At 47.6% G+C, this 18,702-nt stretch carries 16 protein-coding genes; 5 read left to right on the top strand and 11 right to left on the bottom strand.

The window, feature by feature from the left end:
* Positions 1-385 precede the first annotated feature (385 nt).
* The 7 genes from argF to E7L17_RS13455 form a co-directional block, all read right to left on the bottom strand.
* Positions 386-1,288, bottom strand: coding sequence for an ornithine carbamoyltransferase (argF, locus tag E7L17_RS13485; RefSeq protein ID WP_316323659.1), 903 nt, complete (start codon positions 1,286-1,288; stop codon positions 386-388).
* The gene (locus tag E7L17_RS13480; protein ID WP_316323658.1) at positions 1,285-2,469 is read right to left on the bottom strand and encodes an aspartate aminotransferase family protein; all 1,185 of its coding nucleotides are present in this window, start codon (positions 2,467-2,469) and stop codon (positions 1,285-1,287) included. The genes argF and E7L17_RS13480 overlap by 4 nt, the downstream gene beginning before the upstream one ends.
* A gap of 20 nt (positions 2,470-2,489) precedes the next feature.
* Complete coding sequence (gene argB / locus E7L17_RS13475) at positions 2,490-3,347, bottom strand: acetylglutamate kinase (RefSeq protein WP_316323657.1); 858 nt, start codon at positions 3,345-3,347, stop codon at positions 2,490-2,492.
* A 56-nt stretch (positions 3,348-3,403) separates the two neighbouring features.
* The gene (gene argJ, locus E7L17_RS13470) at positions 3,404-4,621 is read right to left on the bottom strand and encodes a bifunctional glutamate N-acetyltransferase/amino-acid acetyltransferase ArgJ (protein ID WP_316323656.1); all 1,218 of its coding nucleotides are present in this window, start codon (positions 4,619-4,621) and stop codon (positions 3,404-3,406) included.
* Between the two features lie 28 nt (positions 4,622-4,649).
* Positions 4,650-5,684, bottom strand: a complete 1,035-nt coding sequence (gene argC / locus E7L17_RS13465) for an N-acetyl-gamma-glutamyl-phosphate reductase (protein WP_316323655.1) — start codon at positions 5,682-5,684, stop codon at positions 4,650-4,652.
* A 186-nt stretch (positions 5,685-5,870) separates the two neighbouring features.
* Complete coding sequence (argH, locus tag E7L17_RS13460; RefSeq protein WP_316323654.1) at positions 5,871-7,247, bottom strand: argininosuccinate lyase; 1,377 nt, start codon at positions 7,245-7,247, stop codon at positions 5,871-5,873.
* Between the two features lie 94 nt (positions 7,248-7,341).
* Positions 7,342-8,562, bottom strand: a complete 1,221-nt coding sequence (locus E7L17_RS13455) for an argininosuccinate synthase (protein ID WP_316323653.1) — start codon at positions 8,560-8,562, stop codon at positions 7,342-7,344.
* 263 nt (positions 8,563-8,825) lie between these two features.
* Here E7L17_RS13455 and E7L17_RS13450 point away from each other — a divergent pair, with 263 nt between their 5' ends.
* The 3 genes from E7L17_RS13450 (at position 8,826) to E7L17_RS13440 (ending at position 11,724) form a co-directional block, all read left to right on the top strand.
* The gene (locus E7L17_RS13450; protein WP_316323652.1) at positions 8,826-9,341 is read left to right on the top strand and encodes a flavin reductase family protein; all 516 of its coding nucleotides are present in this window, start codon (positions 8,826-8,828) and stop codon (positions 9,339-9,341) included.
* Between the two features lie 246 nt (positions 9,342-9,587).
* Positions 9,588-10,907, top strand: coding sequence for a YjiH family protein (locus tag E7L17_RS13445; protein WP_316323651.1), 1,320 nt, complete (start codon positions 9,588-9,590; stop codon positions 10,905-10,907).
* 376 nt (positions 10,908-11,283) lie between these two features.
* On the top strand, positions 11,284-11,724 hold the full coding sequence (locus tag E7L17_RS13440; RefSeq protein ID WP_316323650.1) for an Hsp20/alpha crystallin family protein: 441 nt from the start codon (positions 11,284-11,286) through the stop codon (positions 11,722-11,724).
* A gap of 360 nt (positions 11,725-12,084) precedes the next feature.
* Here the strand turns inward: E7L17_RS13440 and E7L17_RS13435 are convergent, their stop codons facing one another.
* From E7L17_RS13435 to E7L17_RS13420, 4 genes are all read right to left on the bottom strand, one after another.
* Positions 12,085-12,879, bottom strand: a complete 795-nt coding sequence (locus E7L17_RS13435; protein WP_316323649.1) for an ABC transporter ATP-binding protein — start codon at positions 12,877-12,879, stop codon at positions 12,085-12,087.
* A 12-nt stretch (positions 12,880-12,891) separates the two neighbouring features.
* Positions 12,892-13,896, bottom strand: coding sequence for an ABC transporter permease (locus E7L17_RS13430; protein WP_410470678.1), 1,005 nt, complete (start codon positions 13,894-13,896; stop codon positions 12,892-12,894).
* Between the two features lie 141 nt (positions 13,897-14,037).
* Positions 14,038-15,081, bottom strand: a complete 1,044-nt coding sequence (locus tag E7L17_RS13425) for an ABC transporter substrate-binding protein (protein ID WP_316323648.1) — start codon at positions 15,079-15,081, stop codon at positions 14,038-14,040.
* A gap of 238 nt (positions 15,082-15,319) precedes the next feature.
* Positions 15,320-16,333: an ABC transporter substrate-binding protein gene (locus tag E7L17_RS13420; protein WP_316323647.1), complete on the bottom strand. Its 1,014-nt coding sequence runs from the start codon at positions 16,331-16,333 to the stop codon at positions 15,320-15,322.
* A 284-nt stretch (positions 16,334-16,617) separates the two neighbouring features.
* Between E7L17_RS13420 and trxA the strand changes: the two genes are divergently transcribed.
* Positions 16,618-16,932 carry a thioredoxin gene (trxA, locus tag E7L17_RS13415; RefSeq protein WP_316323646.1) on the top strand — a complete coding sequence of 105 codons (315 nt, stop codon included), beginning with the start codon at positions 16,618-16,620 and terminating at the stop codon, positions 16,930-16,932.
* A gap of 44 nt (positions 16,933-16,976) precedes the next feature.
* Entirely contained in the window at positions 16,977-18,671 is a 1,695-nt protein-coding gene (locus E7L17_RS13410; RefSeq protein ID WP_316323645.1) for an FAD-dependent oxidoreductase, read from the top strand.
* Positions 18,672-18,702 lie beyond the last annotated feature (31 nt).

Genomic DNA, 18,702 nt, shown 5'->3' with positions numbered 1-18,702 from the left:
TCGTTGAGAGGGGATCCAAGGGGAGAGAATCGATACTCTCCCCTTGGAAGGCCTTTGCCTACTTTCACCCTTTCGTGAAAGTAGGTGCCCGCCCCGGCATGAGGGGCAAAGCCTGCGCCAGCAGAATCCCTTGCGCCAGCAGAACGCCCTGCGCCAAAGCGCAAAACTTCTTCTATTAAAGAAAGCAAATGCTGATACCGTCCGTTGGCGGTTATTTTAGAGCACTCTCATTGATTCGCAGGGACACCCCGCTAGCATTCATTAATGTTACAACATACCGGGAGGCGACAACTGCCAGATAATAGACACAAAAACAACGCTTCAAAATGGCATCCACCAAATCGAAGCGTTGCGAATTCAAACTATATTTCGCTAAGGTTAAGGGTTAGCCCAGAAGCTTTACCAATACTGCTTTCTGCGCATGCAGGCGGTTTTCTGCCTCTTCAAAAATCTCATCGGCGTGAGCTTCAAATACCTCTTCGGTAATTTCTTCGCCGCGGTGAGCAGGCAGGCAATGCAGTACCATCATCTCGGGAGCCGCCAGCTTCAGGTTCTCCGAATTAATCTGGTACCCAGCAAAGTCGCGCTGGCGCTTCTCTTTTTCGCCTTCCATTCCCATGGAAGACCAAACGTCGGTAATCACAACGTCTGCACCTGCAATGGCTTCTTGGGGCTTATCGGTCAAAAAGAAGTCCGGATTGCCTTTTGCAAATTCCAGAATCTGTGCATCCGGCTCATAACCCTTGGGGCAAGCGGCAGAAACTTTCATCCCCATTTTCAGGCCGCCAACCGCAAGCGAATTGAGCATGTTGTTGCCGTCACCAATAAAGCACATCTTCAAGCCATCAAGTTGCCCGCGTGCTTCGCGGATGGTCATTAAATCTGCAAGAACCTGGCAAGGGTGAGCAAAATCCGTAAGACCATTGATGACCGGAATCGAACCGTACTCCGCCAATGCTTCCACTTCAGACTGCTCAAAGGTACGAATCATAATTCCGTCAAGGTAACGGGAGAGTACGCGAGCGGTATCCTGTACCGGTTCGCCACGCCCAATTTGTAAATCGTTGGAGGAAAGGAACAGCGGGTAACCGCCAAGCTGATACATACCGGTTTCGAACGACACACGTGTTCTGGTAGATGCCTTTTGGAAGATCATTCCCAACGTTTTCCCGGCAAGGCGGGGGTGCGGAATGTTGTGCTTCTTTTCATATTTCAGTTGATCTGCCGTATTGAGGATGTCGGTAATCTCCTCCGCGGAAAGATCAAGCATTTTGAGCAAATGTTTCATGAAATCTCCTCCTCGAGCGTCTTTTGCAGTATTTGCATGCCTTTGTCGATTTCTTCATAAGAAATCGTGAGCGGCGGCAGCAACCGTAATACATCATGTGCGGTTAAGATGAGCAAGCCATTCTTCACGCAGGCTTTTGCGATAACACCTGCTTCTCCCTGTTTGAGGGATGCACCCAGCATCATGCCTATGCCGCGCACTCCGGCAATTTGGGGCATGGCAAGCAGTTTCTCACGCAGGTATTCTCCTTTTTTCTGAACCTCTTCCAGGAATCCGGGAGCCGTTACACGCTCGAGTACTGCCAGAGCGCCAGCGGCACAAATCGGGTTTCCACCAAAGGTGGTGCCGTGGTTACCCGCATTCAGCACATCTTTTAGCTCTTCGGTGCAAAGCACCGCGCCAATGGGCAAACCGCCGCCAAGGCCTTTGGCACAAGATACCACATCCGGCTGAATTCCGAACTGCTCGAAGCAGAAGAAGCTGCCGGTACGTGCCACACCCGTCTGCACTTCATCCACCAGCAAAAGAATATCGTTCTCTTTGCAGAATGCGGCAACGCCCTTTACAAATTCCTTATCGAGCGGTAAAACACCGCCCTCGCCCTGAATCATTTCAAGCATGACGGCACACACAGTGTTATCTGTAAGAGCCTTTACGCTCTCTAAGTCATTGGCTTTTGCATATGCAAAGCCGGGAGTAAAGGGAGTAAAATGCTGGTGGTGCTTCTCTTGCCCGGTTGCCGTAAGTGTGGTAATGGTACGGCCGTGGAACGACTGAACGAGCGTGATTACCGTACCGCGCCCCTCGCCGTACTTATCATTGCTGTATTTTCTGGCAAGCTTAATTGCGCCCTCGTTTGCTTCCGCTCCGGAGTTTGCAAAAAACACCTTAGAGTACCCGCTTGCGCCACATAGCTTTTCCCCTAGCTGAATGCTCACGGGGCTAAAGTATAGGTTTGAGATATGCTGTAATGTAGCGGCCTGCTCTGAAACAGCCTTTACCCACTGCGGGTCACAATACCCCAATGAATTTACGCCGATGCCGCTGCCAAAATCGATGTATTCCTTACCCTCGGTATCCACCGCTTTTGCACCGGATCCACTGGCAATCGCTACCGGAAAGCGGTTATAAGTAGGCATCAGGTATTCTTTTTCCCTGCTTTGCACCTCTTGAAACAGCATTTTATTTCCCTCCTTATTCGTTAATAAAACATGGTGCCAATCCCCTCGTCGGAGAACAGCTCGATTAGAATGGAGTGGGGTGTGCGCCCGTCAATGATATGTGCTCTGGGCACACCGCGCCGTACCGCCTCCACACAGCAATCAATTTTGGGAATCATCCCACCGCTGATGATACCCTCTTTTTTCAGTCGGGGTACATCGCTCACGTTCACCTGCGGAATGAGGGTATCTTCGTCGTTTTTATCGCGCAACAGGCCACGAATATCCGTCATGAGAATCAACTTTTCCGCTCCCAGTGCAGCGGCAATGCGCGATGCAGCCACGTCTGCATTGATATTGTAAACCGTTCCGTTTGAATCTGCGCCAATCGTGGCAATAATCGGAACATAACCGGCTTCGGTAACATCGGTAATCACGGAGGTATTCACCTCGGTAATATCGCCTACAAACCCAAGATCTTCCTCGGCCTCCAGCTTTTTCACTTGAATCATACCGCCATCAAGTCCGCACAATCCCACAGCGCGACCATTGTTGCGCTCTAGAAACTGAACTAGACCCTTGTTAACCTTACCGGCAAGCACCATCTGCACAATGTCTACTGTCTCTTCGTCTGTGTAGCGCATCCCGTTTACAAAACGGCTTTCTTTGCCGATTTTCTTGAGCATGGAGCTAATTTCGGGTCCGCCTCCGTGTACCAGCACTACATGGATTCCCACAAGCTGCATGAGAACAATGTCGCTCATCACAGCGGCTTTCAGCTCTTCGTTAATCATTGCATTGCCGCCATACTTTACAACAACGGTCTTTCCCTTATGAGTTTGTATATAAGGTAGCGCACGAACCAGTACCTGCGCTCTATCGCTATTTGAAATTTTCATCCGTTCACATCCTTATTTCCCCGGTGTTCGGGTATATTGAAACGAGATAACAGGCTTTAAGAGCGGTAATCTCCATTGATTTTAACATAATCGTACGTTAAATCGCAGCCGTAAGCCGTAGCCTTCGCCGAACCGTCCTGCAAAGTGACGTTGATGTTGATTTCATCCTCAACCAGAATTTTCTTCGCAACATCTTCATCAAAAACAATACCGGCGCCATTGCGGCAAACCGCAATGCTACCTGCTTTGGATTCAAAAGACACATCTACCTTTGTAATGTCAACCGGAACACCCGCATAGCCAATTGCACACAGTACACGACCCCAGTTGGCGTCTGAACCAAACATTGCCGCCTTTACAAGGCTAGAGCAAATGACGCTTTTCGCCACGGCCTTTGCGTTTGCTTCGTCCTTACCGCCAGTTACATTACAAACGAGAAGCTTGGTTGCACCCTCGCCATCCTTTGCAATCTTACGGGAAAGAGACGTACATACTTCTTTGAGTGCTTCAGAAAACAATTCAAAGCTTTCACCATCAGCTTCAATAACCGCTCCCGCTTTACCAGAAGCCAAAATCGTTACCATGTCGTTGGTGGAGGTATCGCCATCCACACTGACCATGTTAAACGTATCGTTCACCGCAAGGCTCAGTGCTTTTGAAAGCACCTCCGGTGCAACCTGTGCATCTGTGGTAAGAAATCCGAGCATGGTTGCCATGTTGGGGTGAATCATGCCAGAACCTTTTGCAATGCCGCCGATTACAAATTCCGCGCCATTGCTTTTGACTTTTATAGCCACCTGCTTTTTGGCAAGGTCGGTCGTCATAATTGCTTCCGCTGCTGCATCCGATCCAGTAGCAGACAATACCTTTGCCAGCTCCGGCATACCGGAGGCAATCGGCTCAATCGGCAATACCTGCCCAATCACGCCCGTAGAGGCTACAATCACGTAGTCTGCCGGGATGCCAAGTGCTTCTCCGGCAATCTGGCACATCTTCAGTGCCTTTTCTTCTCCATCGGCATTGCAGGTATTGGCGTTACCGCTGTTGCAAATCACTGCCTGCGCAATTCCATTTGACAGATTCTTCTGGGTAATCACAATCGGGGCGCCTTTCACCAAGTTCTGGGTATATGCTCCCGCTGCAGAGCAGGGGGTTGCACTGTAAATCATTGCGAGGTCACTTTTGGTTTTGTTTTTGCGGATACCGCAATAAATACCGCCCGCTGTAAACCCTTTGGCAGCCGTTACGCCACCGTCAATCCATTCAAATTTCATATTGGATTTCCCCTTCCTACTCTGCCGATTAAAATGCCGGGGGCATCATCATGAGCCCGGCGGTTTCCTCTATTCCAAAAATCAAGTTCATATTTTGCACCGCCTGCCCTGCCGCACCCTTTACCATATTATCAATGGCTGAAATGGCGATGAGCTGCCCACAGCGTGGGTCTGTAAACAAAGAAACATCACAAAAATTGGAGTAGTGCACGTTCTTGATGTCTGCACACATACCTTTCGGCAAAAGGCGTACAAATGGTTCGTTCGCATATGCCTTCTCATAAGCCTCACGAAGCTGTTCCTCGGTTACTCCAGGCTTTAGGGTAGCATAGCAGGTAGCCAGAATACCACGATTGATGGGCAGCAAATGCGGCACAAAGGTTACATGAACCTTATCCCCTGCAACATGCGTAAGAGTCTGCTCTATTTCGGGAGTGTGGCGGTGATTTGCCACTTTATAAGCAGAAAAGCTTTCATTTAGCTCAGGGTAATGCGTCGTTTGAGAGGGCTTTCTTCCCGAACCCGTCACACCGGATTTGCAGTCTGCAATGATTCCACTAAGCTCTACCAATCCATTTTGAATGGCTGGGGCCAGTGCCAGCGGAACCGCGGTGGTGTAACAGCCGGGATTCGCAATCAGCTTTTTGCCGAGGATGTTTTTACGGAATAGCTCCGGCAAGCCGTAAGCCGCCTGCTCGTGAAGCTCCTTGTTTAAAAAGCCGCCACCGTACCACTCGGTATATTCGGCTTCGTCCTCTAAGCGGAAATCTGCGCCTAAATCAATAAATGCACGGCCTTTTTCATGGCACTGCTGTGCCAACTCTTGGGAAAGCCCATGAGGAAGTGCGGCAAAAATAACATCACATTTTTCTATGACCTCTTCCTGATTCGTACAGGTCATATCGCATTGGCCAAGGTATGCCGGGTAAATTTCGCTGAGTGGCTGCCCGGTAAAGCTAACGGAGCTGATGGCGGTAAGCTCCGCCTTGGGATGCGCTAGCAGCAAACGAACAAGCTCTGCCCCCGCATAACCAGTAGCGCCAATGACTCCCGCTTTTATCATGTTTCATTCCTCCTCATGGGTACTTCTCATTATTTAAAATATTTATAAAATACTAGAGATACCTATTTCACGAGCTGACGAGGGGCTCACCGCCGACGGCTGGAATCGGTATTCTTTTATTGAAATTACTTTTAATATTAGGTTCGTTTTTTTATTAGAGCTGTATTTTATGGTGTTAAACGGTAATTAAGCTTGCTCCAGCAGCTTGAGCACCCGTTCTGCTTGCGCTCTTACATTTTCAGGAGCGGGAGCGCCGGTTACTTTACGGCCTGCAACACAGGTCTCCAGGGAAATGGCGTTGTACACACCATCGTCGAACAAGGGGCTTGCTTTTTGGTATTCCGAAAGGGGAAGGCTCTCCAGTGTTTGCCCCTCGGCGATGCACTGTGCAACCAAAGCACCTGTAATTTTATACGCATCCCGGAACGGCAATCCCTTGCCTACCAAATAGTCTGCGCAATCCGTTGCGTTAATAAAGCCCTTTGCCGCCGCCGCGCGCATATTCTGCGGCAGTACCTTCATGGTTTCAATCATCGGGATAAAAGGTGTGAGGCAAAGCTTTAAGGTATCCACTGCGTCAAAAATAGCTTCCTTGTCCTCCTGCATATCTTTGTTATAAGCAAGCGGCAAACCCTTAAGCATGGTTAAAAGAGTCATCAAATCGCCAAATACACGGCCTGATTTGCCGCGAACCAGCTCGGCAATGTCCGGGTTTTTCTTCTGCGGCATAATGCTGGAGCCAGTGGAAAACGCATCGTCCAGCTCTACGAATTTGAATTCCCATGAGCACCAAAGAATAATTTCCTCGGAAAAGCGGGAAAGGTGTACCATTGCAAGAGAAACAGCCGCAGCCAGTTCTACACAGAAATCGCGGTCGGCAACGCCGTCTAGGCTGTTCTGGCTTACGCCGGAGAAGCCCAGCAATTGTGCGGTAAACTCCCGATTCAGGGGATACGTGGTGCCTGCCAGTGCACCGGAGCCAAGCGGAAGAACGTCCATGCGCTTGTACGCATCACCAATGCGCTCTACATCCCGCAGGAACATTTCAGCATACGCCATCAGGTGGTGCCCAAAGGTGATTGGCTGTGCACGCTGCAAATGCGTATATCCCGGCATAACATCCTCGCTGTGGAGCAGTGCCTTACTGCACAGCACCGCAATCAATTGCCGTAGCTGGCTTTGCAGGGTGTTACACTCCTTTTTTAAGTAGCAGCGCAAATCGAGCGCAACTTGGTCGTTTCGGCTTCGGGCGGTGTGCAGCCGTTTGCCTGCATCGCCTACTCTTGCGGTTAGCTCTGCTTCTACAAAGGTGTGAATATCTTCTGCATTGGGGTCTATGGGGAGCTTTCCGCTCTCAATATCCTGCCAAATTCCCTGAAGGCCGTCGCAGATAACCTCTACCTCGTGCTGTTCAATCACACCGCATGCGCCCAGCATGGTAGCGTGTGCAATACTGCCCTCTATGTCTTCTCTTGCCATTCGGCTGTCAAAAGAGATGGATGAGTTAAAATCGTTTGTTTTGGGGTCAACTTCCTTTTGGAAACGTCCTGTCCAAAGCTTCATGTAGATTTGCCTCCGTTATTTTGTTCTAAAAAGCAGACGGGGGCGAACAAGAATTGTCCGCCTCCCGCCAAATCCCATGCCGAAGCCGGCAGGATTATGATTTTCTCTTCTGAGCCAGTACCTTGAGCGGCAGGCCAAACAGGTTGATAAAGCCTGTTGCATCCGCTTGGTTGTAAACCTGATCCTCACTGAATGTGGCAACTTCTTCATCATACAGAGAGTAGGGAGAGGTTACACCGGCATCAATAATGTTCCCCTTGTACAGCTTGAGCTTTACATCGCCGCTTACAAATTGCTGGGTGCTGTCCACAAAAGCGGAGAGCGCCTGGCGCAGAGGGGTGAACCACTGGCCGTTGTACACAATGTCTGCAAATTTAAGGGCAATGCCTTGCTTATAGTGGTAGGTCTCTTTGTCGAGAGTAATCTCTTCGAGCTTATTGTGGGCGTGGTACAAAATAGCACCGCCGGGGGTTTCGTACACACCGCGGGATTTCATACCAACCAACCGGTTCTCGACCAAATCGACAATACCGATTCCATTTTTACCACCAATTTGATTGAGCTTCTCAATCATTTGAATTCCGTCAAGAGCCTCGCCGTTGAGCTTTGTGGGAATGCCCTTCTCAAACGATACGGTAATGTAGGTAGGCTCATCGGGAGCCTGCTCGGGCGAAACGCCCAGCTCCAAAAAGCCTTCTTTATTGTAGTGTGGCTCGCCTGCGGGGTCTTCCAAATCTAGACCCTCATGAGAGAGATGCCACAGGTTTTTATCTTTGGAATAGCTGGTCTCTTTGGTGAAGCTAAGTGGAATGTTGTGAGACTCTGCATATTCGATTTCTTCTTCTCTGGACTTAATGTCCCATACTCTCCAAGGAGCAATGACAAGCATTTCAGGAGCCAAAGCTTTAATGGTAAGCTCAAACCGAACCTGATCGTTGCCCTTGCCAGTGCAGCCGTGGCAAATTGCATCAGCACCCTCTGCCTTTGCAATCTCTACCAACCTCTTTGCAATGATGGGTCTTGCAAAAGAAGTGCCGAGCAGGTACTTGCTCTCATAAACGGCATTGGCTTTCAGGGTCGGCCAAATGTAATCTTCTACAAATGTCTTTTTCAAGTCAGCAATATACAGCTTGGAGGCACCAGTTTTTCTTGCCTTTTCTTCCAATCCGGCCAATTCGCCGTCTCCTTGACCAACATCTGCTGCTACTGCAATTACTTCGCAGTCCTCATAGTTTTCCTTGAGCCAAGGGATGATGACAGATGTATCTAAGCCGCCGGAATACGCCAGCACAATTTTCTTAATTTGCTTTGCCATTATTAAGCACTCCTTTTTCATCAATCTTTTTTCCACGCTTATGTCTTGTGTTTAATTATACGCATAAAGCGAAAAAAATCAACCCCAAATTGCATAAATATTCAATTTATCCATTCGTTACAAAGAAAGGAACGTTTTTTTGCCCGGTTTGGGGTAGAATGAATAATTCCGTTCCTTGCACTGCTTGCCGCAAAATCCGCTTGCTTTTTTTCCATAGGATGGGTATCATGAAATGAAACGTATGATAAACGGAGGTTGCGAATATGTTGGAAAAAATTAAGCCGGAAGACCTATCGCTAAATCCCTTTTCTTTAATCGGCAAGGATTGGATGCTGATTTCAGCGGGAACAGAACAAAAATACAATATGATGACCGCCAGCTGGGGCGGCCTTGGCGTATTCTGGGGCAGAAATGTTGCCAGCACTTACATTCGCCCGCAGCGTTACACATTGGAATTTGTGAATGCGCAGGAATATTATACCCTGAACTTCTTTGATGAATCCTATAAAAAGGCACTTTCCTTCTGCGGCGCACATTCTGGTCGTGATATCGACAAACAGAAAGAAACCGGCCTCACCCCCGCTTTTGATGAAAAAGCACCGTATTTCAAAGAAGCAAAACTGGTACTGATTTGCCGCAAGTTGCACCGCCAGATGCTAGACCCCGCAGGCTTCTTGGATGACACCATTGATGAGCGGTGGTACCCAGAGAAAGACTACCATAATATTTTCCAAGGGGAAATTGTAACGATTCTTCAAAACAAATCGATCGCTTTGTAAAATCATGAATTTGTAATTAAAAAGAGCCGCAGGGAGAGCGAAATCTGGTCTTTCTTTGCGGTATCTTTTTATATTAAAATAATTCCATTAAGAAAACTCAGCATTGTATATAGAGGTTCTCATCATTGGTTATTGTTCCTTTTGGCGTTTAACACAGACAAATAGATGTCGCTTTTGTAGGACCATGGTAAAGCAATCCGTTTTACTAGCAGATAAACCGATACACTTTCAAGGAGGGACTCTTCTATGCAAACAGAAACCGTCTCTAAAAAAGTGAAACCAATTGTTGTTACAAAGTTTATCGTATGTAGTCTTATTGGCATTTTTATGTTTTTTGTCACCATCCCTTATAAAGGAAAGAGTTCGATTCCTCTAGACCATTTAACCACCATTATCAGAACCATACTGGGGGACTCCCAAAAATACATTGTCCTGCTCATTATGATAGCGGGTGCCATTCTCCCATTCGCTAAAAAAACATGGAACAAAAGCGCTATCAACATATTCTTCACTGTTTTTAAAATTCTAGGGGTTATTTTTGGCGTAATGTACATTTGGCGTTTAGGCCCAGCCTTTCTTTATGAAAACCCAGATCTATTTCCATTCCTGTTTGATACCCTGTGCTGTTCCTTAGTGTTTTTGATCCCTATTGGTTCTTTGTTCCTCGCTTTTTTAACCGACTACGGATTAATGGAGTTTGTTGGAGTGTTTATGCAGCCGTTAATGCGTAAAATATGGAAAACTCCCGGCCGTTCTGCGGTTGATGCCGTTGCTTCGTTTGTAGGCAGTTATTCATTAGCACTGCTCATTACCGACAAAGTATACCAAAGCGGAAGATACACGAAAAAAGAAGCGGCGATTATCGCAACCGGGTTTTCGACTGTATCTGCTACATTTATGATTGTTGTTGCCCGAACCCTCGGACTTATGGATCAATGGAACTTCTATTTTTGGTCTACATTGGTCATTACTTTTATAGTTACAGCCATTGGCGCCAGAGTTTACCCAATTACGAAAATTCCAGATGAATACATAGAAGGGGTAACACCCGACCCAGAAGAAATTATACAATCTGGCCGTGCTAAAAAGGCAGTTCAAGAGGCTCTAACCGTCTCAGAAAATTCCGGTTCTATTACACATAATGTTTTGGCGAGTGCAAAAGATGGCGGCAGAATGATTAGTACTATTTTACCAACCATTATGTCAATTGGCCTTGTTGGTATGCTGTTGGCACTTTTCACTCCGGTATTTAACGTTTTGGGGTATATTTTCTACCCCTTTACCCTGCTCATACAGGTACCTGAAGCATTGGTCACCGCACAAGCGCTGGCTACTGGTATTGCTGAAATGTTCTTACCCACGGCATTTCTTGTGGGTGCATCGATTCAAGCCCGCTACATTGTTGCGGTTACTTGCATTTCTCAAATTATATTCTTTTCGGCAGTGGTGCCCTGCATCCTCTCCACAAAAATCCCCCTTAAAATTCGGGATCTCGTCATTATTTGGGCAGAGCGCGTTATCTTGTCAATTATTTTTGCCGGTGTAGTGGCTATGATTGTGTACTAAAAGCATTTAAGAATAAACTAAAATTCAGCGCCGTCCCTTAATTTGTAGGGGCGGCGCTGTTGCCTAGAGCCTTACAGCCGCACACCGTATAGCGTGGGACTGTAAGGCTTTCTCTATCATTGCAAACTGAAAATGATACATACGTATATTAATAGGATGCACGTGAATGAATCAATCGGTTCTTTTACTATGCTGTATGTCATAAGTGATGCTTTTTACCGTTAGCCAATTCCCCTCCACTAAAAAATTGATTTATGCCCTTGTGCTTACTGCACACACCGTGCGTATTATGTATTAGGAGCACCAAGAAAGCAGGTTCTTTCAAGTTGCTCCTAAATGGGCATAAAGATTCGTATTTGGATTGGAGGAATGAGGAATGCTGCCCAGTTTATTTGGTGAAAATTTTCTTAGCCGACTGTTCGATGATCCGTTTGAAACTAGCCTATTTGGCGGCCAGCTCCCCCTGCTAGGGGCATTGGGGCAAAACCCCATGAAAACTGACGTAAAAGAGCTGCCGGACGCATATGAGATCTGCGTGGATTTACCTGGCTTTCAAAAAAACGAAATCCATGTAGACCTGAGTAACGGTTACCTAACCATTCGTGCATCCCGAGAGATGAGCAAAGAAGAAAAGGATATTGACGGGCATTATCTGCGCCAAGAGCGTTATGGCGGCGCCTGCTCCCGCAGCTTTTACGTAGGCGACATTCGACCCGACGAGATTCATGTTAAATATGATAATGGAATTTTAAAACTAACTCTCCCAAAGAGCCGCACTGCGGCGCTGCCGGAGTCTACGGAAATCTCCATTTTATAACTCAGCTTCTTTCTTCTCATATAATAAAAGGCTTGCAAGCGCAAGCCTTTTATTATTGTTAAATACCCTGCGGTGGCAACCTGCTTTCAATACTTAAATTATATCTTGTTTGAGTGGCTATGCCCTGTGCCAGTGGGAAGCCTTGTGCCGTAGCACAAACTTACAATAACTAGGTTAGGGCTTTTCTGAACAGAAGAAAATTTAATCTGCAACACGAGGAGCAATCCCTGCTCCAACAGACAGACTAAACCTAAATAGAGGGAAAGTGCTTGAGGGGCAATCCTGCGGTAGCAGGCACACTTTTTCTTGTATAAAGCAAAAAGGCTTGCAAACGCAAGCCTTTTAATCTTATAAATAGAATTAAGAAAGTAGCATCCGGTCATTTACCAGTGCATCGCCCTGTGCAGACTGGAAGCGTTTGAGAAGCTCTTCTACCGTGAGGTTCTTCTTCTCTTCCCCCTCAATATCAAAGAGGATACGACCAGAGTTCATCATAATAATACGGTTGCCGTAGGTCAAAGCATCCTTCATATTGTGAGTGACCATCAGCGCAGTTAAATTGTCGCGCTTAATAAACTCTTGGGTCAGGTGCAAAACGGTTGCTGCCGTTTTGGGGTCAAGTGCGGCGGTGTGTTCATCGAGCAGCAGCAGCTTCGGCTTTTGCAGCGTTGCCATCAAAAGGGTAAGTGCCTGCCGCTGACCACCAGAGAGAAGACCAACCTTACTGTCGAGGCGATCCTCCAAGCCAAGCTCTAGAACCTTAAGCTGTTCTTTGTATTGGGCTCTTTCCTCTTTGGTAATGCCCCAGCGCAGTGTGCGGCTCCTGCCGCGGCGGTTGGCTAAACCAAGGTTTTCTTCAATCCACATGCTGCCTGCGGTACCGCGCATTGGGTCTTGGAACACACGTCCAAGCAGCTTTGCACGCTTATATTCGGGAAGAAAGGTAATTTCCTCTCCGTCAAGCTCAATTTTGCCGCCGTCACAAGGGAAAACACCGGCAATCAGGTTTAACAGGGTGCTTTTTCCCGCACCGTTACCACCAATGATGGTAGCAAAATCACCCGGCTTCAGGTGCAGGTTCAGGTCTACCAGTGCCTTTTTTTCATTGACCGTGCCTTTGTTGAAGGTACGGCATACATTTGTTAATTTTAGCATTGCCATTCCTCCTTAACCTTGTTGGTTCGGCTCGTCAGGGTCTTTATCCGAATCGTCTATCGCATCTTCCAACTCTTGATCCGGCACCATACGGTTGGGGCTGTTTGCAGCACGGCGAACCATATAATCTTGGAACATGCGGTTCATGGTAGGCATGAACAATGCCATGGCAACCACAACCGAAGACAACAGCTTCATATCCTGCGATTTCAGGCCGTAGAACAGCACAACCGCAATGATAATGCGGTACAATACCGAACCGGCAATCATCGCTGCCAAGCGCGGCAGGAAGCCCATAATGCGGCCCAAAAGCACTTCACCAATAATAACGGATGCCAAACCGATAACGATGGTACCAATACCCATGCTCACATCGCCAAAACCCTGAACCTGTGCAACCAATGCACCGGAAAGGCCAACCAGACCATTGGAGAGCACCAACGCCAAAATAACCATCGTGTCTGTATTCACACCGAGGGAGCGAACCATTTGCGGATTATTGCCCGTAGCACGGATGGCACTGCCAAGCTCTGTTCCAAAAAACCAGTACAGGAAGAAAATCATGGCAATGGCAATCACGCCGCCCAGCAAAAGCTGCGAGTTGTAGCGGGAGAGCATCGGAACCCATTGGCCCACCTGCATGTCCACGGTATCAACCCCCAATAAGGGAACATTCGCTCTATCGTGCATGACACGCAGGTTAATGGAGTACAGCGCCGTCATGGTTAAGATACCCGCGAGAATCCCCGGGATTTTCATTTTTGTATTTAGAAAGCCGGTAATAAACCCACAGGCCATTCCTCCCGCCGTTGCAAAAAGCAGTGTTAAAAAGGGATTCATTCCACTTTCCGTTAATATTGCGGAAATGGCACCGCCGGTAGCAAACGAACCATCTACCGTCAAATCGGGGAAATCCAAAATACGAAAGGTAATGTACACGCCAAGCGTCATAATTCCCCATAAAACGCCCTGTGCAACTGCACCGTGAACAGCTCCCAGTAAATTCATAAGATCCATAACGTTCCTCTATTCCACTGTATTTATAACAAGTTTCAGGCGGTGAGCATCCCCACCGCCTGAACTCCGCAAATTGCACACACAAATTGCGGGAACATTCAATAAATTATTGTAAACGAATTTTAGAGAGATTGCAACCCTTTATTTCTTGGAAGAAGCAGAGGAGGCGGCTGTATCCTGCCCTGTTTTGGTGATGGTATCCGGGAAAACCAAGCCCATTTTTGCGCCTGCTTCACTGTTGTAGATAATATCGAGCTGAGTCTGGTATTCAATTGGCATTTCGCCAACCTTTGCCTCACCCTTAAGCACCTTAATTGCCATTTGGCCGGTCTGGTAACCGAGCTTTTCGTAGTTAAGACCCACCGTACAGGTTCCGCCGTCAGACACCATGCCAATCGCACCCGGAATTACAGGAATTTTATTCGCTGTGGTAACTGCGGTAACATTTCGCATGCTAGAAGCCATGAGGTTATCGGTAGGAATATAAACGCCCTGCACCTTGCCTACCATAGACTGAGTTACCTGCTGTACCTCGTTAGAGTTAGAGGCAGTAAACTCTTGGTATTTCAGGCCAAGCTGTTCACAGGCAGCCTTTGCCCACTCAATTTGCAGCTTGCTGTTGGTTTCGCTGGAGCTATATAATAGCCCTACTGTTTTTAAATCCGGCACAAGCGTTTTCAGCATTTCCATCTGCTCTTTTACCGGAGTTTTGTCGCTGGTGCCAGAAACGTTCTTGCCAGGTTTTTCGTTGCTTGCCACAAGTTTTGCATCTGCCGGGTCGGTTACTGCTGTAACCAGAATCGGGGTATCTGTAATTACCTTCGCCACTGCCTGTGCCGCCGGTGTACCAATAGCCAGAATCATATCCGGCTTTTTATTAGCAAAGGTATTGGCGATAGTAACGCAGTTTGCCTGTTCCCCCTGTGCGTTCTGAACATCATAAGTAACGTTCTGCCCCTCTGTATAGCCAGCATCCTTCATTGCCTGTTGAAAGCCTTTGAGTGTTGCGTCCAGAGATGGGTGAGTTACGAGCTGAGCCACGCCTATGTTAATGGCTTGTTTGCCGCCTTGCGCAGAGCTCTCCGCCGTTGTAGACGAAGCACTTGCTGCATTCCCGCAGGCCGTAACAGACATCGCCATTACTACGGCTAATACCGCAGCGGCGATTTTGTTCGTTATTTTCATATTCGTCCTCCTCAAAGACGCTTTATCTAAGTGAAGTGTTCATTGTTTTAAAGCATCAAATCAATAGCTGTATTTTACTCTGTGCTGTAAAAAAAGTCAAGTGCTGATTTCTGGTTTCTGGCTTAAAATGGGCAAAATCTCCTATTTTCTCTGCTTTTCACAAATCTATGGGGATAAAAAAGGCAGGTGGAATGCACTTCCACCTGCCTGCACCAATCATAAACTACCGGATTTTTCTTTATTTTGCCGGGGCAACATCTGTACCCTTTAAAATCTTTTCTGGCAGAGTAACGCCAATCTGCTTAGCGACCGAGCCATTGTACGAAATATCGTACTCATTTTGGTACTCAATCGGCATATCGGCAGGTTTTGCTTCACCCTTTAGTACCTTTGCAGCCATCAGGCCGGTTTGGTAACCGAGCTTCTCGTAGTTGATGCCAACTGTGCAAAGACCGCCGTTTTCAACCGGGCCAACCTCGCCTACAATTAAGGGCAGCTTTGCGGAAGTTGTAACCGCGGCCACAGTCTTCATACCAGAGGCCAGCATATTATCGGTTGGAATATATACCGCCTGCACCTTGCCAACCATAGACTGTGCCACCTGCTGAATTTCATTGGTGTTTGAGATGGTAAATACCTGAGACTTTAATCCCAGTTCTTCACAGGCTGCTTGTGCCCACTTTGCCTGTAATTGGCTGTTTGTTTCGCTGGAGGTATACAAAATGCCAACATTTTGAATGTTGGGTACAATCTCTTTGAGCAAAGAAATTTGTTCTTTCACGGGTGTTTTATCGCTCGTACCGCTTACATTACGGCCGGGCTTCTCATTGCTTGCCACAAGCTTTGCTTCGGCAGGGTCTGTTACCGCAGTAACCAAAACCGGCGTGTCAGAAACTACCTTTGCCACCGCCTGCGCAGTAGGTGTTGCAATTGCCAGAATTAAATCTGGTTTTTTATTTGCAAAGGTGTTCGCAATGGTGATGCAGTTGGACTGCTCCCCTTGCGCATTCTGAATATCATACGAAACATTCTTTCCTTCTTCAAAACCTTGAGAGGCAAGAGCATCTTTAAATCCTTTTAAAGTTGCGTCCAATGCGGGGTGTGTTAATAGCTGAGCGACACCGATGTTCACCATTTTACCAGTGGAAGCTGCCGCAGATGAAGAAGCCGCACCGCCGTTGCCGCATGCGCCTAAAGAAGCCGCCATTGCAACCGTTAATACTGCCGCAATCACTTTCCGAAATTGTTTCATATTCTCCTCCTTTTGCGGTATGTAACATTTTACCCGCAAACGATTTATTAGTTTAAAGCATCAATTGCTAAAAGTAATTGTACTCGCCAAGCAATAAAAAGTCAACCCCCCGAAATATTCTTTTGGCTGAATTTGGCGTTTTGCGTAAAGAAAGACGTGCAAAACCTTACGTTGTACGCTTTTTTGTGAAATAATCGCCTTCCATTTCCCGAATGTAATTAAGTCACAGACGCATACAGAAAGAACTGCTATACTGTGAAAAAACACACAAGGAGGCAATTGAAATGGCAGTTATCCATTTAAATAAAAACAATTATAAAAAGGAAGTTTTAGAATCGGAGCAGCCGGTTCTTATCGATTTTTGGGCACCTTGGTGTGGCCCGTGCCGTATGCTAGGCCCCACAGTGGATGAGCTCAGCAAGGATCTTACCGGAAAAGTAAAAATTGCAAAGGTAAATATAGATGAAGAACAAGAGCTTGCACAGGCCTTTCGTGTGATGAGTATTCCTATGCTGGCTGTCATACGGGGCGGCAAACTGGTTTCTTCCAGCGTTGGCCTGCAAAGCAAAACAAAAATTATGAAGATGCTGGAGAAATAATTCTCTTATAAGCAATAACATTGAGGTTTAGGGGAGGAACATTCATGAAGGTTGTTATTATTGGCGGAGTGGCCGGCGGTGCGTCCGCTGCGGCCCGCCTGCGCCGGCTGGATGAATCGGCTGAAATCATTATGCTCGAGCGTGGGCCATATATTTCGTACGCAAACTGTGGGCTGCCTTATTACGTAGGCGGCGAGATTAACCAAAAAGAGGCTCTCACCCTCCAAACACCACAAAGCTTCCACCAAAGGTTTGGCATTGATGTTCGGACAGAGAACGAAGCAGTTGAAATTTACCCCGAGAAAAAAGCGGTTCTCATCCGCGAACTTGCAACCGGCAAAGAGTACGAAGAAAGCTACGATAAATTGATTCTTTCCCCCGGCGGTGAGCCGGCACGCCCTCCCATTCCCGGAATTGATGGCCCCAATGTTTTCACGCTCAGAACCGTACCAGATTCCATAAGAATTCGTGAGTTTATCCAACAAAAACGACCGCGCCGTGCTGTGATTATGGGCGGTGGCTTCATCGGCCTTGAAATGGCTGAAAACCTGATGCGCGCTGGTGTAGCCGTAACCGTTGTAGAGGCTATGGAGCATGTAATGGCCGCACTCGACTACGATATGGCTAGTGAGGTACAGCAATACCTACGCCACCAAGGGGTAGAGTTGGTGCTTTCACAAAAGATTACCGCTATCACTCCGCAGGGAAGCGGGCTGCTTGTTCACCTTGAGAACGAAACCAAACTGGAAGCCGACCTTCTCCTCCTTTCTGCCGGCATCCGCCCGGAAAGCGCACTGGCTGCAAAAGCCGGGCTTTCCGTAAATGAACGCGGCGCCATAAAAACAGACAGCCACATGCGCACCTCAAACAAAGATATTTACGCGGTAGGTGATGCCGTTGAAACCACCAATTTGGTTACCGAGCTTCCCGGTTATGTGCCTCTCGCAGGGCCTGCCAACAAGCAGGGGCGCATTGCAGCAGACCACATTAGCGGCCTGCCCACCGAATACCGCGGTACACAAGGTTCCTCCGTAATGAAGCTATTTGATATGACCGTCGCCTCAACCGGCCTCAACGAAACCGCCGCCAAGGCCGCCGGACTGGTGTACGATAAAATTCATATCTTCTCCCCCTCTCACGCCACCTATTACCCTGGGGCAGCAAACCTAACGCTCAAGGTGCTGTTCGAGCTGCCAACCGGACGCATTCTCGGCGCACAGGTGATTGGGTTTGATGGAGTCGATAAACGCTGCGACGTACTGGCCACCGCAATACGCGCAGGGATGACCGCCTATGACCTCACCGAGCTGGAGCTATGCTATGCTCCCCCGTATTCCTCTGCAAAAGACCCGGTAAACATGGCTGGGTTTGCAATAGAAAACCTCCTAACAAAAAAGGTTCAACAGTTCCATTGGGACGATATTCCCCGTATTGTAGATGACCCAAATGCCATTTTACTGGACGTAAGAACTAATATGGAATGGAACAATGGCTCGATTCCCGGTGCCGTGCATATTCCACTTGATTCTCTGCGAGAGAATTTAAAAGAGATAGACCGTGAAAAAGAAATTTATGTACACTGCCAAAGCGGGCTTCGCAGCTATTTGGCGTGCCGTATTCTCTCCCAAAACGGTTTTAACTGCTATAATTTGTCTGGCGGTTACCGCTTGTACAGCCTGATTCGAGGCAACCAAACCTATGAAAATACACCCGCACACCCCTGTGGGCTGCATATTTGAGTTTGCTACACAAATATTTTCTTCTCCCTTG

It is taken from the genome of Clostridium sp. (assembly GCF_032576335.1).
Classification (GTDB): domain Bacteria; phylum Bacillota; class Clostridia; order Oscillospirales; family Acutalibacteraceae; genus Faecalispora.
Note: the sequence above shows the minus strand (reverse complement) of the source record. Positions and strands in the feature narration are given on the sequence as shown.

What these genes read in the sequence shown, in the direction of transcription:
- argF (WP_316323659.1), bottom strand. Translation starts at nt 1,288, where the DNA reads ATGAAACATTTGCTCAAAATGCTTGATCTTTCCGCGGAGGAGATTACC.
- E7L17_RS13480 (WP_316323658.1), bottom strand. Translation starts at nt 2,469, where the DNA reads ATGCTGTTTCAAGAGGTGCAAAGCAGGGAAAAAGAATACCTGATGCCT.
- argB (WP_316323657.1), bottom strand. Translation starts at nt 3,347, where the DNA reads ATGAAAATTTCAAATAGCGATAGAGCGCAGGTACTGGTTCGTGCGCTA.
- argJ (WP_316323656.1), bottom strand. Translation starts at nt 4,621, where the DNA reads ATGAAATTTGAATGGATTGACGGTGGCGTAACGGCTGCCAAAGGGTTT.
- argC (WP_316323655.1), bottom strand. Translation starts at nt 5,684, where the DNA reads ATGATAAAAGCGGGAGTCATTGGCGCTACTGGTTATGCGGGGGCAGAG.
- argH (WP_316323654.1), bottom strand. Translation starts at nt 7,247, where the DNA reads ATGAAGCTTTGGACAGGACGTTTCCAAAAGGAAGTTGACCCCAAAACA.
- E7L17_RS13455 (WP_316323653.1), bottom strand. Translation starts at nt 8,562, where the DNA reads ATGGCAAAGCAAATTAAGAAAATTGTGCTGGCGTATTCCGGCGGCTTA.
- E7L17_RS13450 (WP_316323652.1), top strand. Translation starts at nt 8,826, where the DNA reads ATGTTGGAAAAAATTAAGCCGGAAGACCTATCGCTAAATCCCTTTTCT.
- E7L17_RS13445 (WP_316323651.1), top strand. Translation starts at nt 9,588, where the DNA reads ATGCAAACAGAAACCGTCTCTAAAAAAGTGAAACCAATTGTTGTTACA.
- E7L17_RS13440 (WP_316323650.1), top strand. Translation starts at nt 11,284, where the DNA reads ATGCTGCCCAGTTTATTTGGTGAAAATTTTCTTAGCCGACTGTTCGAT.
- E7L17_RS13435 (WP_316323649.1), bottom strand. Translation starts at nt 12,879, where the DNA reads ATGCTAAAATTAACAAATGTATGCCGTACCTTCAACAAAGGCACGGTC.
- E7L17_RS13430 (WP_410470678.1), bottom strand. Translation starts at nt 13,896, where the DNA reads ATGGATCTTATGAATTTACTGGGAGCTGTTCACGGTGCAGTTGCACAG.
- E7L17_RS13425 (WP_316323648.1), bottom strand. Translation starts at nt 15,081, where the DNA reads ATGAAAATAACGAACAAAATCGCCGCTGCGGTATTAGCCGTAGTAATG.
- E7L17_RS13420 (WP_316323647.1), bottom strand. Translation starts at nt 16,333, where the DNA reads ATGAAACAATTTCGGAAAGTGATTGCGGCAGTATTAACGGTTGCAATG.
- trxA (WP_316323646.1), top strand. Translation starts at nt 16,618, where the DNA reads ATGGCAGTTATCCATTTAAATAAAAACAATTATAAAAAGGAAGTTTTA.
- E7L17_RS13410 (WP_316323645.1), top strand. Translation starts at nt 16,977, where the DNA reads ATGAAGGTTGTTATTATTGGCGGAGTGGCCGGCGGTGCGTCCGCTGCG.